Annotated in this window: 17 protein-coding genes; 4 read left to right on the top strand and 13 right to left on the bottom strand. The window is 61.2% G+C overall.

Annotated features, from left to right (window positions below; genetic code table 11):
- Positions 1 to 29: 29 nt before the first annotated feature.
- Together FBX99_RS08005 and FBX99_RS08000 are read left to right on the top strand one after the other, a co-directional pair.
- The gene (locus FBX99_RS08005) at positions 30 to 1,091 is read left to right on the top strand and encodes a calcium/sodium antiporter (protein ID WP_145131181.1); all 1,062 of its coding nucleotides are present in this window, start codon (positions 30 to 32) and stop codon (positions 1,089 to 1,091) included.
- The gene (locus FBX99_RS08000; RefSeq protein ID WP_144922758.1) at positions 1,088 to 1,468 is read left to right on the top strand and encodes a carboxymuconolactone decarboxylase family protein; all 381 of its coding nucleotides are present in this window, start codon (positions 1,088 to 1,090) and stop codon (positions 1,466 to 1,468) included. Before FBX99_RS08005 ends, FBX99_RS08000 begins: the two co-directional genes overlap by 4 nt.
- A gap of 121 nt (positions 1,469 to 1,589) precedes the next feature.
- Here the strand turns inward: FBX99_RS08000 and FBX99_RS07995 are convergent, their stop codons facing one another.
- The 5 genes from FBX99_RS07995 to kdgD form a co-directional block, all read right to left on the bottom strand.
- Positions 1,590 to 2,531: an AEC family transporter gene (locus tag FBX99_RS07995; protein WP_144922755.1), complete on the bottom strand. Its 942-nt coding sequence runs from the start codon at positions 2,529 to 2,531 to the stop codon at positions 1,590 to 1,592.
- A 205-nt stretch (positions 2,532 to 2,736) separates the two neighbouring features.
- On the bottom strand, positions 2,737 to 4,290 hold the full coding sequence (gene garD, locus FBX99_RS07990; RefSeq protein WP_144922752.1) for a galactarate dehydratase: 1,554 nt from the start codon (positions 4,288 to 4,290) through the stop codon (positions 2,737 to 2,739).
- 13 nt (positions 4,291 to 4,303) lie between these two features.
- On the bottom strand, positions 4,304 to 5,668 hold the full coding sequence (locus tag FBX99_RS07985) for an MFS transporter (RefSeq protein ID WP_145131179.1): 1,365 nt from the start codon (positions 5,666 to 5,668) through the stop codon (positions 4,304 to 4,306).
- Between the two features lie 84 nt (positions 5,669 to 5,752).
- On the bottom strand, positions 5,753 to 7,198 hold the full coding sequence (locus FBX99_RS07980) for an aldehyde dehydrogenase family protein (protein WP_145131177.1): 1,446 nt from the start codon (positions 7,196 to 7,198) through the stop codon (positions 5,753 to 5,755).
- Positions 7,199 to 7,327: 129 nt separating this feature from the next.
- Entirely contained in the window at positions 7,328 to 8,239 is a 912-nt protein-coding gene (gene kdgD, locus FBX99_RS07975) for a 5-dehydro-4-deoxyglucarate dehydratase (protein WP_144922743.1), read from the bottom strand.
- 370 nt (positions 8,240 to 8,609) lie between these two features.
- Between kdgD and FBX99_RS07970 the strand changes: the two genes are divergently transcribed.
- A complete protein-coding gene (locus FBX99_RS07970; protein ID WP_144922740.1) occupies positions 8,610 to 8,966 on the top strand; it encodes a hypothetical protein in 357 nt (118 codons plus the stop codon).
- Between the two features lie 96 nt (positions 8,967 to 9,062).
- On the opposite strand, the gene FBX99_RS07965 is transcribed toward FBX99_RS07970, so the two are convergent.
- From FBX99_RS07965 to FBX99_RS28860, 5 genes are all read right to left on the bottom strand, one after another.
- Complete coding sequence (locus FBX99_RS07965; protein ID WP_144922737.1) at positions 9,063 to 9,809, bottom strand: FadR/GntR family transcriptional regulator; 747 nt, start codon at positions 9,807 to 9,809, stop codon at positions 9,063 to 9,065.
- 266 nt (positions 9,810 to 10,075) lie between these two features.
- Entirely contained in the window at positions 10,076 to 11,803 is a 1,728-nt protein-coding gene (locus FBX99_RS07960) for an ABC transporter ATP-binding protein/permease (protein ID WP_144922734.1), read from the bottom strand.
- Positions 11,804 to 11,897: 94 nt separating this feature from the next.
- Positions 11,898 to 12,458, bottom strand: a complete 561-nt coding sequence (locus FBX99_RS07955) for a response regulator transcription factor (protein WP_003177957.1) — start codon at positions 12,456 to 12,458, stop codon at positions 11,898 to 11,900.
- Positions 12,451 to 13,713: an ATP-binding protein gene (locus tag FBX99_RS07950; protein WP_144922730.1), complete on the bottom strand. Its 1,263-nt coding sequence runs from the start codon at positions 13,711 to 13,713 to the stop codon at positions 12,451 to 12,453. The genes FBX99_RS07955 and FBX99_RS07950 overlap by 8 nt, the downstream gene beginning before the upstream one ends.
- 68 nt (positions 13,714 to 13,781) lie before the next feature.
- Positions 13,782 to 13,949 (bottom strand): hypothetical protein, encoded by a 168-nt coding sequence (locus tag FBX99_RS28860; protein WP_178111876.1) that lies wholly within the window; start codon positions 13,947 to 13,949, stop codon positions 13,782 to 13,784.
- On the opposite strand from FBX99_RS28860, the gene FBX99_RS07945 reads away from it, so the two are divergent.
- Positions 13,948 to 14,661, top strand: a complete 714-nt coding sequence (locus FBX99_RS07945; protein WP_144922725.1) for an SIMPL domain-containing protein — start codon at positions 13,948 to 13,950, stop codon at positions 14,659 to 14,661. The genes FBX99_RS28860 and FBX99_RS07945 overlap by 2 nt on opposite strands.
- Before the next feature lie 190 nt (positions 14,662 to 14,851).
- Here the strand turns inward: FBX99_RS07945 and FBX99_RS07940 are convergent, their stop codons facing one another.
- The 3 genes from FBX99_RS07940 to FBX99_RS07930 all read right to left on the bottom strand — a co-directional run bounded on the left by FBX99_RS07940 (position 14,852) and on the right by FBX99_RS07930 (position 16,062).
- The gene (locus tag FBX99_RS07940) at positions 14,852 to 15,160 is read right to left on the bottom strand and encodes a Txe/YoeB family addiction module toxin (RefSeq protein ID WP_144922722.1); all 309 of its coding nucleotides are present in this window, start codon (positions 15,158 to 15,160) and stop codon (positions 14,852 to 14,854) included.
- On the bottom strand, positions 15,126 to 15,410 hold the full coding sequence (locus tag FBX99_RS07935) for a type II toxin-antitoxin system Phd/YefM family antitoxin (RefSeq protein ID WP_144922719.1): 285 nt from the start codon (positions 15,408 to 15,410) through the stop codon (positions 15,126 to 15,128). The genes FBX99_RS07940 and FBX99_RS07935 overlap by 35 nt, the downstream gene beginning before the upstream one ends.
- 316 nt (positions 15,411 to 15,726) lie before the next feature.
- Entirely contained in the window at positions 15,727 to 16,062 is a 336-nt protein-coding gene (locus FBX99_RS07930) for a DUF6124 family protein (RefSeq protein WP_145131175.1), read from the bottom strand.
- Between the last annotated feature and the right edge of the window lie 583 nt (positions 16,063 to 16,645).

Below are 16,645 nucleotides of genomic sequence, written 5' to 3'. Positions count from 1 at the left end.
CCCTACTTGCCGATTTACCGCTGTTCAGCCTGATCGAACTGTTCGGTGGCCTGCTGTTGCTGATTGCCGGTGCCGAGTTGCTGGTGCGGGCCGCTGTCGGCCTGGCGGCACGTTTGCAAGTACGCCCCCTGATCATCGGCCTGAGCGTCGTCGCCTTCGGCAGCAGCGCGCCGCAGATGGCCGTCAGCCTGCAAGCGACCCTGGCGCAGAACGCCGACATCGCCGTGGGCAGCGTGATCGGCAGCGGCATCTTCAACATCCTCGTGACCCTCGGCCTGTCGGCGCTGATCATTCCGCTGCGGGTCTCGCGCCAACTGGTGCGCCTGGACATCCCATTGATGATCGGTGCCAGCCTGTTGGTGTTCGTGCTGGCCTGGAACGAAGAACTGACGCGGCTGGATGGCATGCTGTTGCTGATCGCCCTGGCGATGTACCTGGGCTTGTTGCTGCGCCAGTCACGGCACTCCGGGCGTCCCCATGCCATAGCGGTCGATGTGACACCGGGGTCTTGGCTCAAGAGCCTGTCGATGATTGTCGCGGGCCTGGCGATGCTGATTTTCGCCGGGCATCTGCTGCTGGGCGCGGCAGCGGAAGTGGCCACCGACCTGGGGCTTTCCGAACGCATCATCGGCCTGACCGTCGTCGCGGTCAGCACCTCGCTGCCGGAACTCGCCACCTCGCTGATCGCCGCTTTGCGCGGCCAGCGCGACATCGCGGTGGGCAACGTGATCGGCAGCAACCTGTTCAACCTGCTGGGGGTCCTCGGGGTGACCGCCCTCGTCGCGCCGACGCCGCTTTCGGTTTCGCCGAACGCGCTGGACTTCGACCTGCCGGTGATGCTCGGCGTGGCGGTGCTGTGCCTGCCGGTGTTCTATTCCGGCTATCGGGTTACCCGCGCCGAAGGCTTGTTGCTCCTGGGCTTGTACCTGGCCTATGGGCTCCACGTGATGTCGTTCACCACCGGCATGCCCCTGGCTGGCCAGCTGGAACGGCTGATGCTGTTCTACGTCCTGCCGGGCTTGCTGGCATTCTTGCTATTCACCTCCGTGCGCGCCTGGCGCCGCCAACACCACAAGAGGGATTTGCCATGACCGATACTCCAAAGACCGGCGTGGACATGCGTCGCCAGGTGATGGGCGACGCGTTCGTCGACCGCGCCCTGGGCAACGCCACCGAGTTCACCCAACCGTTGCAGGACTTCGTCAACGAACATGCCTGGGGCAGCGTCTGGAGCCGCGAAGGCCTGCCGCTGAAAACCCGCAGCCTGATCACACTGGCCGCCCTCACCGCGCTCAAATGCCCGCAGGAGCTCAAAGGCCATGTGCGTGGCGCACTGAATAATGGCTGCACGGTGGAGGAGATTCGCGAAGCATTGCTGCATTGCGCGGTGTACGCCGGGGTGCCGGCGGCAATCGATGCGTTTCGGGCGGCGCAGGAAGTGATCGAGGCGTATCAGAAGCCAGCGTAAAACGTGAGATTGATGGTGGATGGGCCGTCCTCTTCGCGAGCAAGCCCGCTCCCACAGGTTCAGCGTAAATCCTGTGGGAGCGGGCTTGCCCGCGAAGAGGCCCTAAAGAGCAGCTCCCCGCCTAGATCCACCCACCCCACTGCAACACAAAGATCCCCAGGTTGGTGGTGATCGCCGCCATCAGCGTGGTGATGACGATGATCGCCGCCGCCAGTTCATGGTTGCCATCGGCGGCGCGGGCCATGACGAAGCTGGCGGCGGCGGTGGGGCTGCCGAAGTATAGGAACAGGATGCCCAGTTCCGCCCCGCGAAAGCCCCAGAGCCAGGCACCCAGGGTGGTCAGCGCCGGCAGGCCGACCATTTTCACCAGGCTCGAACTCATGGCCATCTTGCCGCTCTTACGCAATGCCGCCAACGACAGCGTACCGCCGATGCAGATCAGCGCCAGGGGCAAGGTCATCTGCGCCAGATATTTGCCTGACGTCTCGAACCAGTTCGGCAAACCAATCTGCCAATAGGCGAACGGCGCGGCGACGATCACGCTGATGATCAGCGGGTTGCTGAACACGCTTTTGCAGATGCTCCACGGGTCAGACTTGATCACCGGGCTGTAGACCGCCAGCACGATGGTCGACAAGGTGTTGTAGAACAGAATCACCAGCGCCGCGAGAATCGCCCCCAGGGAAATCCCGTAGTCGCCATACATGCTGGCCGCCAGCGCCAGGCCGATGACCCCGTTGTTGCCACGAAACGCACCTTGGGTGTAGATGCCGCGATCTTCCCGCGGACAGCGCCAGATCGCCCAACCCCAGGCCATGGCGAAACTCACCAGGGTGGCGATGGAAAAATAGATCAGCAGGTCCGGCTGCAATGCCGCATGCAGGTCGGCATGGAGAATGCCGAGGAACAACAGCGCCGGCATGGTGACGTTGAACACCAGGGACGAGGCGATATGAATGAAATTGTCGTTGATCCAGTCGATGCGCTTGAGCAGCACCCCCAGAAACAGCATGGCAAACACCGGCGCGGTGATGTTCAGGGTTTCGAGGAAAATTGCCAGCATGCCGGGGACCTTGAGAGGGGTGTCGTTAGGTGGCTAATGATAAGCCACTCACGGCATTGGCGTCTGGAGATTCCTGTGGGAGCGGGCTTGCTCACGAATGCGGTATGTCATCCGATGCATATGTTGAATGACACACCGCTTTCGCGAGCAAGCCCGCTCCCACATTGGATTATGGGCGAGCGCAACATCTGCGCTCGCCGCCGGCTCAGGTAATCGGCGCCGGGTTGAACAGGGTGATGTCGTTGAACAGTTTGTGCTGTTCGGCCCAGGTCTTCTTCTTGCCGCTGGCCACGTCCAGATAATAGTGGAACAGCTCCCAGCCCAGTTCTTCGATCGAAGCGCGGCCCGTGGCAATCCGGCCGGCATCGATGTCGATCAGGTCCGGCCAGCGCTGGGCCAGTTCGGTACGGGTCGAGACCTTCACCACCGGCGCCATCGCCAGACCATACGGCGTGCCACGGCCGGTGGTGAACACATGCAGGTTCATCCCCGCCGCCAGCTGCAAGGTGCCGCAGACAAAATCACTGGCCGGGGTGGCGCAGAAGATCAGGCCTTTGTGCTTGAAGCGCTCGCCCGGGCCGAGCACGCCGTTGATCGCGCTGCTGCCGGACTTGACGATCGACCCAAGGGATTTTTCGACGATGTTCGACAGCCCGCCCTTCTTGTTGCCCGGCGTGGTGTTGGCACTACGATCGGCCTCGCCCTTGGCCAGGTAACGGTCATACCAGTCCATCTCGCGCACCAGTTCCTGGGCGACTTCCCGGGTTTGCGCCCGGGAGGTCAGCAGGTAGATGGCGTCGCGCACTTCGGTGACTTCGGAAAACATCACCGTCGCCCCGGCGCGCAGCAACAGGTCCGAGGCATAGCCCAGCGCCGGGTTGGCGGTGATGCCGGAAAACGCATCGCTGCCGCCGCACTGCATGCCCAGGATCAGCTCCGAAGCCGGCACGGTTTCACGACGGCGCTGGTCGAGTTTCTTCAGACGGGTTTCAGCCAATTCCATGATCTGTTCGATCATCTCGGTGAAGCCGTGGCTGGAGTCCTGCAGGCGATACAACCATGGCTCGCTGAGGTCCACCGAGCTGTCGTTCTCATGCATCACCTGCCCGGCCTGCAATTTCTCGCAGCCCAGGCTGATCACCAGCGCTTCGCCACCCAGGTTCGGGTTGCGTGCCAGGTTGCGCACGGTACGAATCGGGATGTAAGCGTCGGTAGCGGTGATCGCCACGCCACAGCCATAGCTGTGGGTCAGCGCCACCACGTCATCAACGTTCGGGTACTTGGGCAGCAGCTCATCCTTGATGCGCTTGACCGCATGGTCCAGCACCCCGGTCACGCACTGCACCGTGGTGGTGATGCCCAGGATATTGCGCGTGCCGACGGTACCGTCGGCGTTGCGGTAGCCTTCGAAGGTGTAGCCCTCCAGCGGCGCATCCGCCGCCGGCACGTCGGTGGACAGCGGCAAGCTGTCCAACGGTGGTGCGGTGGGCATGCGCAACTGATCTTCCTTGACCCAGCTGCCACGGGGGATTGGTTGCAGCGCATAGCCGATGACCTGGCCATAGCGAATCACCTCGCCGCCCTCGGGAATATCCTGCAGCGTGACCTTGTGGCTCTGGGGCACGAAGTCCACGGTGACCAGGCCATCCGGGAACTCGGTCCCGGCTGGTACGCCCTGGTCGTTGACGACGATCACCACGTTGTCCCGCTCGTGCAGGCGGATGTAACGGGGCGAGTCGGCATGTTCAATCAATTGCATTGCTGCCGCTCCTTCAGGATTTAGCTTCGGACAGGCTGGAGATGCCGGCATCCTTGGCCGTTGGTTCCTTGAGCACCACACGCTTGATCGGCCCGACGATGACCAGGTAGCTGAACACCGCCACCAGCGCGTTGCAACCGACGAATACCAGTGCCCACTTGAACGAACCAGTGGCGCTGATGATGTAGCCGATGACAATTGGCGTGGTGATCGACGCCAGGTTGCCGAAGGTGTTGAACAGGCCACCGCTCAGACCGGCGATCTGTTTTGGCGAGGTGTCGGACACCACGGCCCAGCCCAGTGCGCCCACGCCTTTACCGAAGAACGCCAGGGCCATGAAGCCCACCACCATCCACTCGATGTCCACGTAGTTGCACGCCACGATGCTGCTGGACACCAGCAGGCCGCCGATGATCGGTGCCTTGCGGGCGAAGGTCAGCGAGTGGCCCTTGCGCAGCAGGTAGTCGGAAATCACCCCGCCCAGCACGCCGCCGATGAAACCGCAGATGGCCGGCAAGGACGCGATGAAGCCGGCCTTGAGGATGGTCATGCCGCGTTCCTGCACCAGATACACCGGGAACCAGGTCAGGAAGAAGTAGGTGATACCGTTGATGCAGTACTGGCCCAGGTACACGCCGAGCATCATGCGGTTGGTCAGCAGTTGGCGGATGTAATCCCACTTCGGACCGTCGGCTTTCTTTTCCTTGCCTTTGTCCTGATCCATATCAACCATCGCGCCGTTGGCGGCGATGTGGTTGAACTCGGCTTCGTTGATCATCGGATGCTGGCGCGGGCTGTGGATCACTTTGAGCCAGATCAGCGAAAAGACGATGCCGATCACGCCCATCACGATAAACACGTGCTGCCAGCCGAAGCGGTAGACGATCCAGCCCATCAACGGTGCGAACAACACGGTGGCGAAGTATTGCGCCGAGTTGAAAATCGCCGAGGCGGTGCCGCGTTCTGCGGTGGGAAACCAGGCGGCGACGATCCGTGCGTTGCCCGGGAAGGACGGCGCTTCGGCCAGCCCGACCAGAAAGCGCAGCATGAACAGCGCAACCACGGCGGTGGAGAGGCCGAACTCACCGACATAGCCTTGCAGCACGGTGAACAGCGACCAGGTGAAAATGCTCAAGGCATAGATTTTTTTCGACCCGAAACGGTCGAGCAGCCAGCCGCCAGGGATCTGCCCGGCCACATAGGCCCAGCCGAAAGCGGAGAAGATATAACCGAGGGTGACGGCATCGATGCCGAGGTCTTTTTGCAGGCTGGAGCCTGCGATGGCGATGGTGGCGCGGTCAGCGTAGTTGATCGTCGTCACCAGGAACAGCATGAGCAGGATCAAATAGCGGACGTGAGTCGGCTTGGTCGCTTGCATGTAACAGTACTCCCACTATTTATTTTTATGCGGGTCAGCAGATTGTACGACCGGGCTGGATAACCAGCCCGGTCGGTGTTGCGGTCACGAGCCGATGTAGGCGGTCTTCACCACGGTGTAGAACTCCTGCGCGTAGCGACCTTGCTCACGCGAACCATAGGACGAACCTTTGCGCCCGCCGAACGGCACGTGGTAATCCACGCCGGCGGTTGGCAGGTTGACCATCACCATGCCCGCCTGGGAATGGCGCTTGAAGTGGTTGGCGTACTTCAATGACGTAGTGGCGATACCGGCGGACAGACCAAACTCGGTGTCGTTGGCCATTGCCAGCGCTGCCTCGTAGTCGGCCACGCGCACGACGTTGGCCACCGGGCCGAAGATCTCTTCACGGCTGATGCGCATGGCCGCTTCGCTGTCGGCGAACAGGGTCGGCGCCAGGAAATAGCCTTCGGTGTCGCAGGTCACCAGGCCGCCGCCGCTGACCAGCCGCGCACCTTCGCTCTGGCCGATGTCGATGTACTTCAGGTCCTGGTTGAGCTGGGCCTCGGAGACCACCGGGCCGATGTCCGTACCCGCCTTCAGGGCATGACCGACCTTGATCGACTGCATGCGCTCGGCCATGGCTTCGACAAATTTGTCGTGGATACCGGCGGTGACGATCAGGCGACTCGAGGCCGTGCAGCGTTGGCCGGTGGAATAGAACGCGCTCTGCACCGCCAGTTCGACAGCCTGCTTGAGGTCGGCGTCGTCGAGGATGATCTGCGGGTTCTTGCCGCCCATTTCCAACTGCACCTTGGCCTGGCGCGACACGCAGCTGGCTGCGATCTGCCGACCCACGCCTACGGAACCGGTGAAGCTGATGCCGTCGACTTTCGGGCTGTTGACCAGGATGTCACCGACCACGCGGCCGCTGCCCATCACCAGGTTGAACGCACCGGCCGGGAAACCGGCGCGGGAAATGATTTCCGCCAGGGCCCAGGCGCAACCCGGCACCAACTCGGCCGGCTTGATCACCACACAGTTGCCGTAGGCCAGGGCCGGGGCGATTTTCCATGCAGGGATGGCGATGGGGAAGTTCCACGGCGTGATTAAACCGACCACACCCAGGGCTTCACGGGTCACTTCAACGTTGACGCCCGGACGCACCGACGGCACATAGTCGCCGGACAGGCGCAGGCATTCACCGGCGAAGAACTTGAAAATATTGCCGGCGCGGGTCACTTCGCCAATGGCCTCGGGCAGGGTCTTGCCCTCCTCCCGGGCCAGCAATTGGCCGAGTTCTTCGCGACGGGCGAGAATCTCGCTGCCGACTTTATCCAGCGCATCGTGACGGGCCTGGATGCCCGAGGTCGACCAGGCCGGGAATGCGGCGCGGGCCGCTTCGATGGCGGCGTTGACTTGCGCTGCGTCAGCCTTGGCGTATTCACCGATGACATCGGACAAATCGGACGGGTTGATGTTGGTGCAATAGTCGGCACCGGCTACCCACTGACCGTTGATGTAGTTATCGAAACGCTTTGCATCAGTCACGGAGCTACTCCTTCTACAAAAGCTGTCTAGGAACGCCGAGCGTCCCTGGCTGCATTCCCACGCAGAGCATGGGAACGATCAAGCCTTACGCAAAAAGCCGCTGATTGCTCAGCGGCTTTGTCGGGTCGGTTACTGCTTGCCTTGCTTGTCCATCAGCGCGGCCAGTGCCTCGTATTCTTCTGGCAGCAGGTCGGTCAGCGGGGTGCGCACAGGACCTGCGTCGTAGCCGGCGATCTTCGCGCCTGCCTTGACGATGCTCACGGCATAACCGGCCTTGCGGTTGCGGATGTCCAGGTAAGGCAGGAAGAAATCGTCGATGATCTTGCCGACGGTCTCGTGATCGTCACGGGCAATGGCGTGGTAGAAGTCCATCGCGGTTTTCGGGATGAAGTTGAACACCGCCGAGGAGTAGACCGGCACGCCCAGGGCCTTGTAGGCCGCGGCATAGACTTCAGCGGTCGGCAGGCCGCCCAGGTAGCTGAAACGATCGCCGAGGCGGCGACGGATCGACACCATCAGTTCGATGTCGCCCAGGCCGTCCTTGTAACCGATCAGGTTCGGGCAACGCTCGGCCAGTTGCTCCAGCTGAACCGCGTTCAGGCGGCAGACGTTGCGGTTGTACACCACCACGCCGATTTTTACCGATTTGCACACAGCTTCGACGTGGGCGGCAACGCCGTCCTGGCTGGCTTCGGTCAGATAGTGCGGCAGCAACAGCAGGCCCTTGGCACCCAGGCGTTCGGCCTCTTGGGCGTACTCGATGGCCTGGCGGGTGGCACCGCCGACACCGGCGAGGATTGGCACGCTGGTAGCGCAGGTGTCGACAGCCGTCTTGATGACTTGCGAGTACTCGCTGGCGGCCAGGGAGAAGAATTCACCGGTGCCGCCCGCTGCGAACAGTGCAGAGGCGCCGTACGGGGCCAGCCACTCGAGGCGCTTGATGTAGCTGTCGCGATTGAAATCGCCTTGGGCAGTAAAATCGGTGACCGGGAACGACAGCAGGCCAGACGAGAGGATGGACTTCAGTTCTTGTGGATTCATTATTCGAACACCCTGGGACGCAAAATGGTATGTGAAATGGTTAAGCTTCGGCCAGAAGTTGTAGGTCATCGTACAACTTAAAATACACACGTCAACTGCATTTCGTCTTTTGTCAGGTTTGAGGCCATGGAGGTTGGTCGCGAAGCCTTGTAAATCGGGCCATCCGGCGAAATTGGAAAGCCAATGAAACTTGCGAGCAAGTCCCCTGGACCGCTCATCGAGACTGTCAACTCTGTCAGTAGGCGAGATTGCGGGAAGGAGGCATAACGGCAGTGTGGCCGTGCGACGCCCGGCTATGGTCCTTTTCTGAAATCTTTAAAGTGAGTCGCCCGGACGCAACGATCAAGGCCGCCTCACGAGGAGTGACACCATGGCGAAGACGTATGCGAAACCGATGCTCAAGGATTTTCCAGCCACCGGGGAAGTCACTATCAGCTTGGCAAAGACAAAGACGTTAACCGTGAAAATTCCGGATGCAGCTTTCAACCCGAACTCGAACGCCCAACTGACTCTGGGCGTCGGCTCGACGCCTCCAACTCCGGTAGGCACGTTTACACCTCTGACCGACGGCGAGGAAGGTACGCCACGCAAGGATGTGACGATGACGCTGACCCGTGCCGACTTGGCAGCTTACGTCGGCCAATTGGTTGAGCTTCGTTATGAGGTTAGCTACGAGAGCTGGGATCCCGATACATCCGAGCCGCAAATGTTGCGGATCAGCGCGTAGGGCTGGCGCCTGCGATTTCTCAGGCAGGGCAGGCACGCAGATAGAAAACCGGACACCACTCCCTCGCCACCGAGGCGCCTCTCGCCCAACCTTTGATCAACCCTGCGCCTGGGCCTCTTCATGAGCCTGGCGCAGCCTTTCGCGGCTGTTGGTCAGGTGCAAACGCATGGCCGCACGGGCCGCGTCGGAGTCCTGGCGGGCGATGGCCTCGTAGATTTCCTCGTGCTCGCGGCTCAGGCGGTCCATGTAGTGCTGCTGGTCGTCATGGGCCAGACGCGCCGAGTTCAGCCGGGTACGCGGGATGATGCTGGTGCCCAGGTGGGTCATGATGTCGGTGAAGTAGCGGTTGCCGGTGGATAGGGCGATTTCCAGGTGGAAGGCGAAATCCGAGGCCACCGCGTCGCTGGCGTGGGCGGCGCTTTCCTTCAAGGCGTCAAGGGCGGCACGCATCGTCGCCAGTTGCTCGTCGCTGCGGCGCTGCGCCGCGAGCCCGGCGGATTCCACTTCCAGGCTGATGCGCAACTCCAGGATCGCCAGCACGTCCCGCAAGGTGACTACCGTGGCCGGGTCGATGCGAAAACCGCTCGGGCTGGGCGTGTCCAGCACGAAGGTGCCGATGCCGTGGCGGGTTTCCACCTGGCCGGCCGCCTGCAAGCGGGAAATCGCTTCGCGGACCACGGTGCGGCTGACGCCATGGGCCTCCATGATCGCCGACTCGGTGGGCAACTTGTCGCCACGCTTGAGCAGGCCGTCACGGATCTGCTCGGTCAGCACCGTCACCAACTCCTGCGCCAGGCTGCGGCGCTTACGGGGAAAGCGTGGTACGTCGATCGGGTTTTCCATGGGGCTCTTTCTCGGCAAGCGATTGAATGCGCATTATCATAGCGTAACGTGGTTGTATGATCACCGTAGCGTGCAGCGACCCTTTCTATTTGAGCCCGACGATGAACCGGGTTGCCCTCATCGCGAGCAGGCTCGCTCCCACAGTGGATCGGTGGAGCAAGGCTTCTGTGGGAGCGGGCTTGCTCGCGAAAGCGGCGTGCCAGACAGCATAAGGTCAACTGACACAGTGCGTTCGCGAGCAAGCCCGCTCCACAGGTTTTGCATGTTCAGGCGGTTAACGCATGCTCCACGAGATGGCCATTTTCGATACGCACATGTCGTGGATGGAAACGTTTCAAACTGCTTCGGTGGCCGACGCTGACGATGCTCAATCCCGGTAACTGATCGATAAGCGCCTGGTACAGCGTCGCCTCGTCTTCCTCATCCATCGCCGACGTCGCTTCGTCCATGTACAGCCACAGCGGCGCGTAAAGCAATGCGCGGGCGAAGGCCAGGCGTTGCTGCTCGCCGGGCGAGAGCATGCGCTGCCAGTGGTTGCTTTCATCCAGCCGCGCGATCAGGTGCGGCAGGCGGCAGGTTTCCAGCACCTGTGCATAACGTTCGTTGGGATAGACGTCGCCGGGCTGTGGATAACTCAGCACTTCGCGCAGGCTGCCAATCGGCAGATAGGGTTTCTGCGGCAGGAACAGATAACGCGCCGCCGGCAATACAATGCGACCATGCCCGGTGGGCCATAGGTGCCCCATCGCCCGGAACAGCGTGGATTTACCACTGCCGGAACGGCCGCTGAGCATCACCCGCTCCCCAGCGCCAACGGTCATGTCGGCGTCGTCGAGCAGATGACGCCCGTCATTCAGGTCCAACCCCAGGTGGTGCACCTCCAGTTGGTTACCCTGGCTTTGCACATCGATGGCCGGCACGCGCGCTTCGTTGTCGCTCATGGCCTGGCGGAAACTCAGCAGACGATCGCAAGTGGCGCGCCACGCGGCAAGGTCGGTATAGGCGCTGATGAACCAGCTGAAACTCTCCTGCACATTGCCGAACGCCGAGTTGATCTGCATGAGTTCACCCAGCTGGATCTTGCCGGCGAAATAACGCGGCGCCGCCACCATGAACGGGAAGATGATCGCGATCTGGCCATAGCCGGAGGTGAAGAACGTCAGGCGCTTGGACACCCGCATGATGTCCCAGAAGTTATGCCAGACCAGGCCGAAACGCCCGCTCAGACGACGGTTTTCGTTGGGCTCGCCGTTGTACAGCGCAATGCTTTCGGCATTCTCGCGCACCCGCACCATGGAAAAACGCAGGTCCGCTTCGAAGCGTTGCTGGTTGTTGTTCAGGCCGATCAGGCGACGGCCGATCAGGTGCGTCAGCCAACTGCCGACCGCCGCGTACACCAGCGCGCACCAGAACATGTAGCCGGGAATGGTGTAGCCGAACACCTCGATGCTGCCTGACACACCCCACAGGATGACCGAGAATGACACCAGGCTGACCACGTTGCGCAGCAAGCCCAGCCCCAGGCCCAAGGTATTGCTGGTGAAGCTGTTGAGGTCTTCGGAAATGCGCTGGTCCGGGTTGTCGGTATAGCCACCCTGCTCCAGCTGGTAGTAATTCTTGTTATCGAGCCAACGGGCAAAATGCTGCTCGGTCAACCAGGCCCGCCAGCGGATAGTGAGCATCTGCGTAAGGTACAAGCGGTACACCGCACCCAGGATCGCCACCGCGGCGATGCCGCAGAAATACAGGATCAGCTGCCAGAACGCCGCGCTGTTCTTCTCTTGCAGCGCGTTGTAGAAGTCCTTGTACCAGCTGTTGATCCACACCGAAATTGCCACACTGAACAGCGACAGCGCGATAACGGCGATCAACAGCGTCCAGGCCTTGCCCTTCTCCTCACTGCGCCAGTACGGCGTGGTCATGTGCCAGACACGGCGGAAAAACTGCCCGCGCACTGCATCGTTGACCGCGGAATATTCAGCGTTCTGATTCATCGTTAAAGCTCAATAAAGAGAAAGAGTCGGGCCGATCATAGAGCAACGGCCCGATGTGTCGCGAGGGGGTGGACAACATCCGTTCAGCACAGGTTCAGCGACGCACGGGGCGCTTCTGCAATTTGCGCTGCAAGGTGCGCCGGTGCATGCCCAAGGCGCGGGCAGTGGCGGAAATGTTGCCTTCGTGCTCGGTCAGCACCCGCTGGATGTGCTCCCACTGCAAGCGATCCACCGACATCGGGTTCTCCGGCACCAGGGTGTCGAGGTCGGCGTGCTCGGACAGCAGCGCGGCCAGTACGTCATCGGCGTCGGCCGGCTTGCACAGGTAGTTGCAGGCGCCGCGCTTGATGGCCTCGACGGCCGTGGCGATGCTCGAATAACCGGTGAGGATCACCACGCGCATCTCCGGGTCCAGCTCCAGCAGCTTGGGCAGCAGCACCAGGCCCGAGTCGCCATCCATCTTCAGGTCCAGGGCGGCATAGTCCGGCAGGTCGGCCTGGGCAATGGTCAGACCCTCCTCGGCGGAGCCGGCGGTGCTCACGCGAAAGCCGCGACGGGACATCGCCCGGGCCATGACGCGGGTAAACGTGGCGTCATCGTCCACCAGCAACAGGTGCGGCAGTTCTTCGCCGTCGACTTGGATCTCGTCACTCATGTTCGTCTCCTCGGTCGGCATGGGGCAGGCGCAGCTCGGTGAGCGTGCCGCCGCTCTCATGGGGGTAGAGTTTCACCGAGCCGCCAGCGCGTGTCACGCTCGCCTTGCTCAAAAACAGGCCCAGGCCCAGGCCTTTGCCTTTGGTGGTGTAAAACGGCTTGCCGATCTGCTCGGCGATGGCCAGCGGTACGCCGGCGCCATGGTCGCGGATGCTGATGGTCAATTCGTAGGCATTCCAGTCCAGCGCCACCTCCAGGCCTTCGGGGCAGGCATCGGCGGCGTTGTTCAACAGGTTCAGCAGCGCCTGGGTCAAGTCCGGTGGCGGCGCCATGCGCGGCACCGTGCCATAGCCCAGGCACTGGAAGCGGTAACTGGCCTCCGGGCGCATCAGATGCCAGCGATTGAGGGCCTCGTCGAGCCAGTCGGTAACGTCCTGCATGTCGATCGCCAGCCGGCGGTTGGCCTCGGCGGCGCGCACCAGGTATTGCAGGGTTTCCTTGCAGAGCTTGACCTGATCCTGCAACACGCTGAGGTCGTCCTGCAACAGCGGGTCGGGATGATCCTGCTGCATCTCCTTGAGCAGCACGCTCATGGTCGCCAGCGGCGTACCCAACTCATGGGCGGCACCGGCGGCCTGGGTCGCCACGGCCAGCAGTTGTTCGTCCCGCAGCCCCTCTTCACGCCGGATGGCTCGCAGCTCCTCCTGGCGACGAAGCTCCTCAGCCATGCGCGCGGCGAAAAACGTGATAACCGCCGCGGCCAGGGCGAAACTCAGCCACATGCCGTAGATCTGCAGGTTCTCCCGGGCAATAGGGAAGGTTTCCAGGGGATAGAACCGCGCCAGCAACAAGGTGTACAGCGCCAGGGCGATGCCGGAAAGAATCAGCGAATAACGCCACGGCAGCGTCACCGCGGCGATGGTCAGCGGCACCAGGTAATAGGACACGAACGGGTTGGTCGAACCGCCGGAGAAATACAGCAAGGCACTGTGGATAAACAGGTCGCAGGCCAGTTGCACCGCGTACTCCAGCTCTGTCACCGGCCACGAGGCGCGCAGGCGGATGGCCGTCAGCGCACACAGCACCGAAGCGCACACCAGGGTAATCGCCAGTTGCAGCCAAGGCAGCGGCAACAACTGGAACCAATAGGCGAGCCCCACGGACCCGGCCTGGGCCGCAAGGACCAGGATACGGATGAATGTCAGCCGCCAGAGGTTCTGGCGCGAGGCGGAAGTCATTTGCAAAGGGGCGAGCATGAGCTCTCCTGATGAGCGCTCCAGGCGAATCGCACGGAGTATAACCAAGGCGCGGGCGGCAGCGGCTACTATGCGGCAAAGCGCCACAGCAGCTGCAAGCTGCAAGCTGCAAGCTGCAAGCTGCAAGCTGCAAGCTGCAAGCTGCAAGCTGCAAGCCAGAGGCTAGACTTACACTCTTTTACTTGCAGCTTGAAGCTTGCCGCTTGAAGCTGCTCTTTTTTCCAAGGAGCTTTCATGCACATGTTCAGTCGCCCCGCCACCCTCCTCGCCCTCAGCCTCGGCACCGTCGCCAGCCTGCCGGCCCTGGCCGCCGATGAACTGCACTACAACCAGATTTCCCTGCGCGCCGAAGTCAGCCAGGAAGTGGCCCGCGACCTGATGATCGTCACCCTCTACACCGAAGAGCAAAACACCGACCCGGCCAAACTCGCTGCCACCATCAGCACCACGCTGAACAAAGCCATCGGCCAGGCCAAGCAGGTCAAGGACATCACCCTGCGCCAGGGCAGCCGCAACAGCTATCCGATCTACGACGACAAGGGCCAGAAAATCACCGGCTGGCGCGAACGTGCCGAATTGCGCCTGGAAAGTGCCGACTTCGCGGCCCTGTCCAAGCTCACCGGCGAACTGCTCACCGACCTGAAAATGGGCGGCATGGACTTCACCATCTCCACCGCCACCCGCCAGAGCAGCGAAGACGCCCTGCTCAAGGACGCCGTCGCCGCCTTCAAGGCCCGCGCCCAACTGGCCACCGAAGCCCTGGGTGGCAAGGGCTACAAGATCGTCAACCTGAACCTCAACACCAACGGTTACCCACAACCCTACATGCGCGCACCGATGATGATGAAAGCGGGGTCCATGGATGCCGAGTCCGTCACGCCTGACGTCGAGCCGGGCACCAGCAAGGTGACCATGACGGCGGATGGGTCGGTTGAGGTGTTGCAGTGATGGTTGCCTGACAGAGACATCCAGCCCAGTGAAACACCCTTGTGGCGAGGGGATTTATCCCGCTGGGCTGCAATCAGCCCCCCTGACACCGCAATGTGTCAGATGAATGGAAGCAGGGCCTCTGCAAGAGCTCCACCGCTCAAGGCACCACAAATACAAAAGCCCGCAACCGCGGGCTTTTTGTCGGTCATTACTTCGTGTAGTGGAAGCGACATGAAATGATTGTCAGCGTGTCATTCTCATAGGCGTAGACAAAGCGATGCTCTTTGTCGATACGGCGTGACCAATAGCCCGTTAAATCCCCTTTCAACGGTTCAGGTCGACCAACCCCCTTGAATGGGTCGCGAAGACAGGCCTCGATAAGCTCATTTACCGTCGCGTGTTTGGTTGGATCGTTTGCGTCCCAGTATTGGTAGTCTTCCCAACCGTCTGGCACAAATGCAATTACCACGTTCTCGCGGGCGTTAGCTTTGTTCTTCTGTTTCTGTTTTGCCGACATTTAAAGGAAGCTCCTTGGCAAAGGCTTTCCCGGCTTTGTGCAGCGCAACAGAACGGCGTAAGCGCGTGGCATTCGACTCTGTACCTAACAGATACATCGTCTCGGCCATAGAGTTGTAGTCCTCCAAGGAGAGGATCACTACATGATCACCACGCTGACGGGTGATGACCGTCGGCTCATGATCTCGGCATACATCGTCCATCGTCTGCTTCAGGCCGGCACGAGCCTGGCTGAAAGTTATTACATGCATCGTCTAATTCCCTCCTGAGGCCAGCTCAGGCGAAACCAGGACCGTCCTGGTGGTTTGAGAGTTTCCCGCGGAACAACAGCGGGGCACTTGTCTCCTCCGCTGAGAAGCGGAGTCCATGAATCCACGCCGCAAGCGAGGGTATCAAGGTAAATCTGGCACTTGGTTAAACCTCGATGCCTTCTCAGTCGTCCAGCAAAAGCGATGACGGCCGAGTGCGCACATAGTACAACGTTCTGTACAACTTTAAAACTCTGCGCCGGACAACTCGACTCGTACGAAATGAGGAGGGAGCAAGCTCCCTCGCCACGGTGCCTGCTCAACCCTGAATAGCCGGCGCTTCGAGCTGATCCAGCGCCTTATCCACCAGTAGCTGGCACAACTCCACTAATTGCTGAATCCCCAACGCCACACTACGCCGCGTGCCCTCTACCTCGAAAGCCAGGTCCTCGGCCATGGCTTTAACCGAAGCCAGGGTTTCAGAAGTGCTGGTGAGCAGCGTGTCGGCATCGGCCTTTGCCGTCACCGAAAACAGACTGTCGATGCGCGGATCGGTGCTTTGTTCAGGTGGCTTGGGGTTGAGGTAAAGATTCAAGACCCGCTCGGCGGTGGCGCGGTCTTTGAGCAGGTCTTCAATGGCGTCGAATTCCGCCATTGGATTTGTTCTGTTGAAGTTCGGTTATGTCTTTCCTTCGTTCATGTGCAGATGAAATTGGAGCCATCACTTGCCGTTATGGTCGTGAGGCTGACGACCTATTAATTTCGAGTTCCCACTCCCGGCCGCCGAATCGTGGCGACAGGAAAAAGGTTAGAGAGCGCACTTCCGAGGGACAACCTTAAAAAGTTGTCGGATGTTTCGTCACCGGTAGTAATCGTTCCTACGTATCTCATGGCTAACCATCTCAGATCAGGCATGCAAATTCGAACTGTGGGAGCGGGCTTGCTCGCGAAGGCGGTGGGTCAGTCGATGCAAATGTTGAATAACAGACCGCAATCGCGAGCAGGCTCGCCCCACAGGGGATCTGCGGTGACTGACCGTTCTCAACCGCCCACAGGTATCTCTGTGGGAGCAAAGCTTGCTCCGGGCGGCGATCCGACGATGGCGGCAGTACATCCAGCATCTATGCCAACTGCCCCGCCGCCTTCGCGAGCAAGCCCGCTTGTGTCTTGCTCTGCGATTAAACTGATGGTGAGAGCGGTGAGTGGCAAGCTGAATGCCTGGAGTGCTTAAAGCACGT

The sequence above is a fragment of the Pseudomonas sp. SJZ074 genome, assembly GCF_007828215.1.
In the GTDB taxonomy this organism is placed as follows: Bacteria; Pseudomonadota; Gammaproteobacteria; order Pseudomonadales; family Pseudomonadaceae; genus Aquipseudomonas.
The sequence above is the reverse complement of the archived record's forward strand: the minus strand, read 5'-3'. Positions and strand labels throughout refer to the sequence as shown.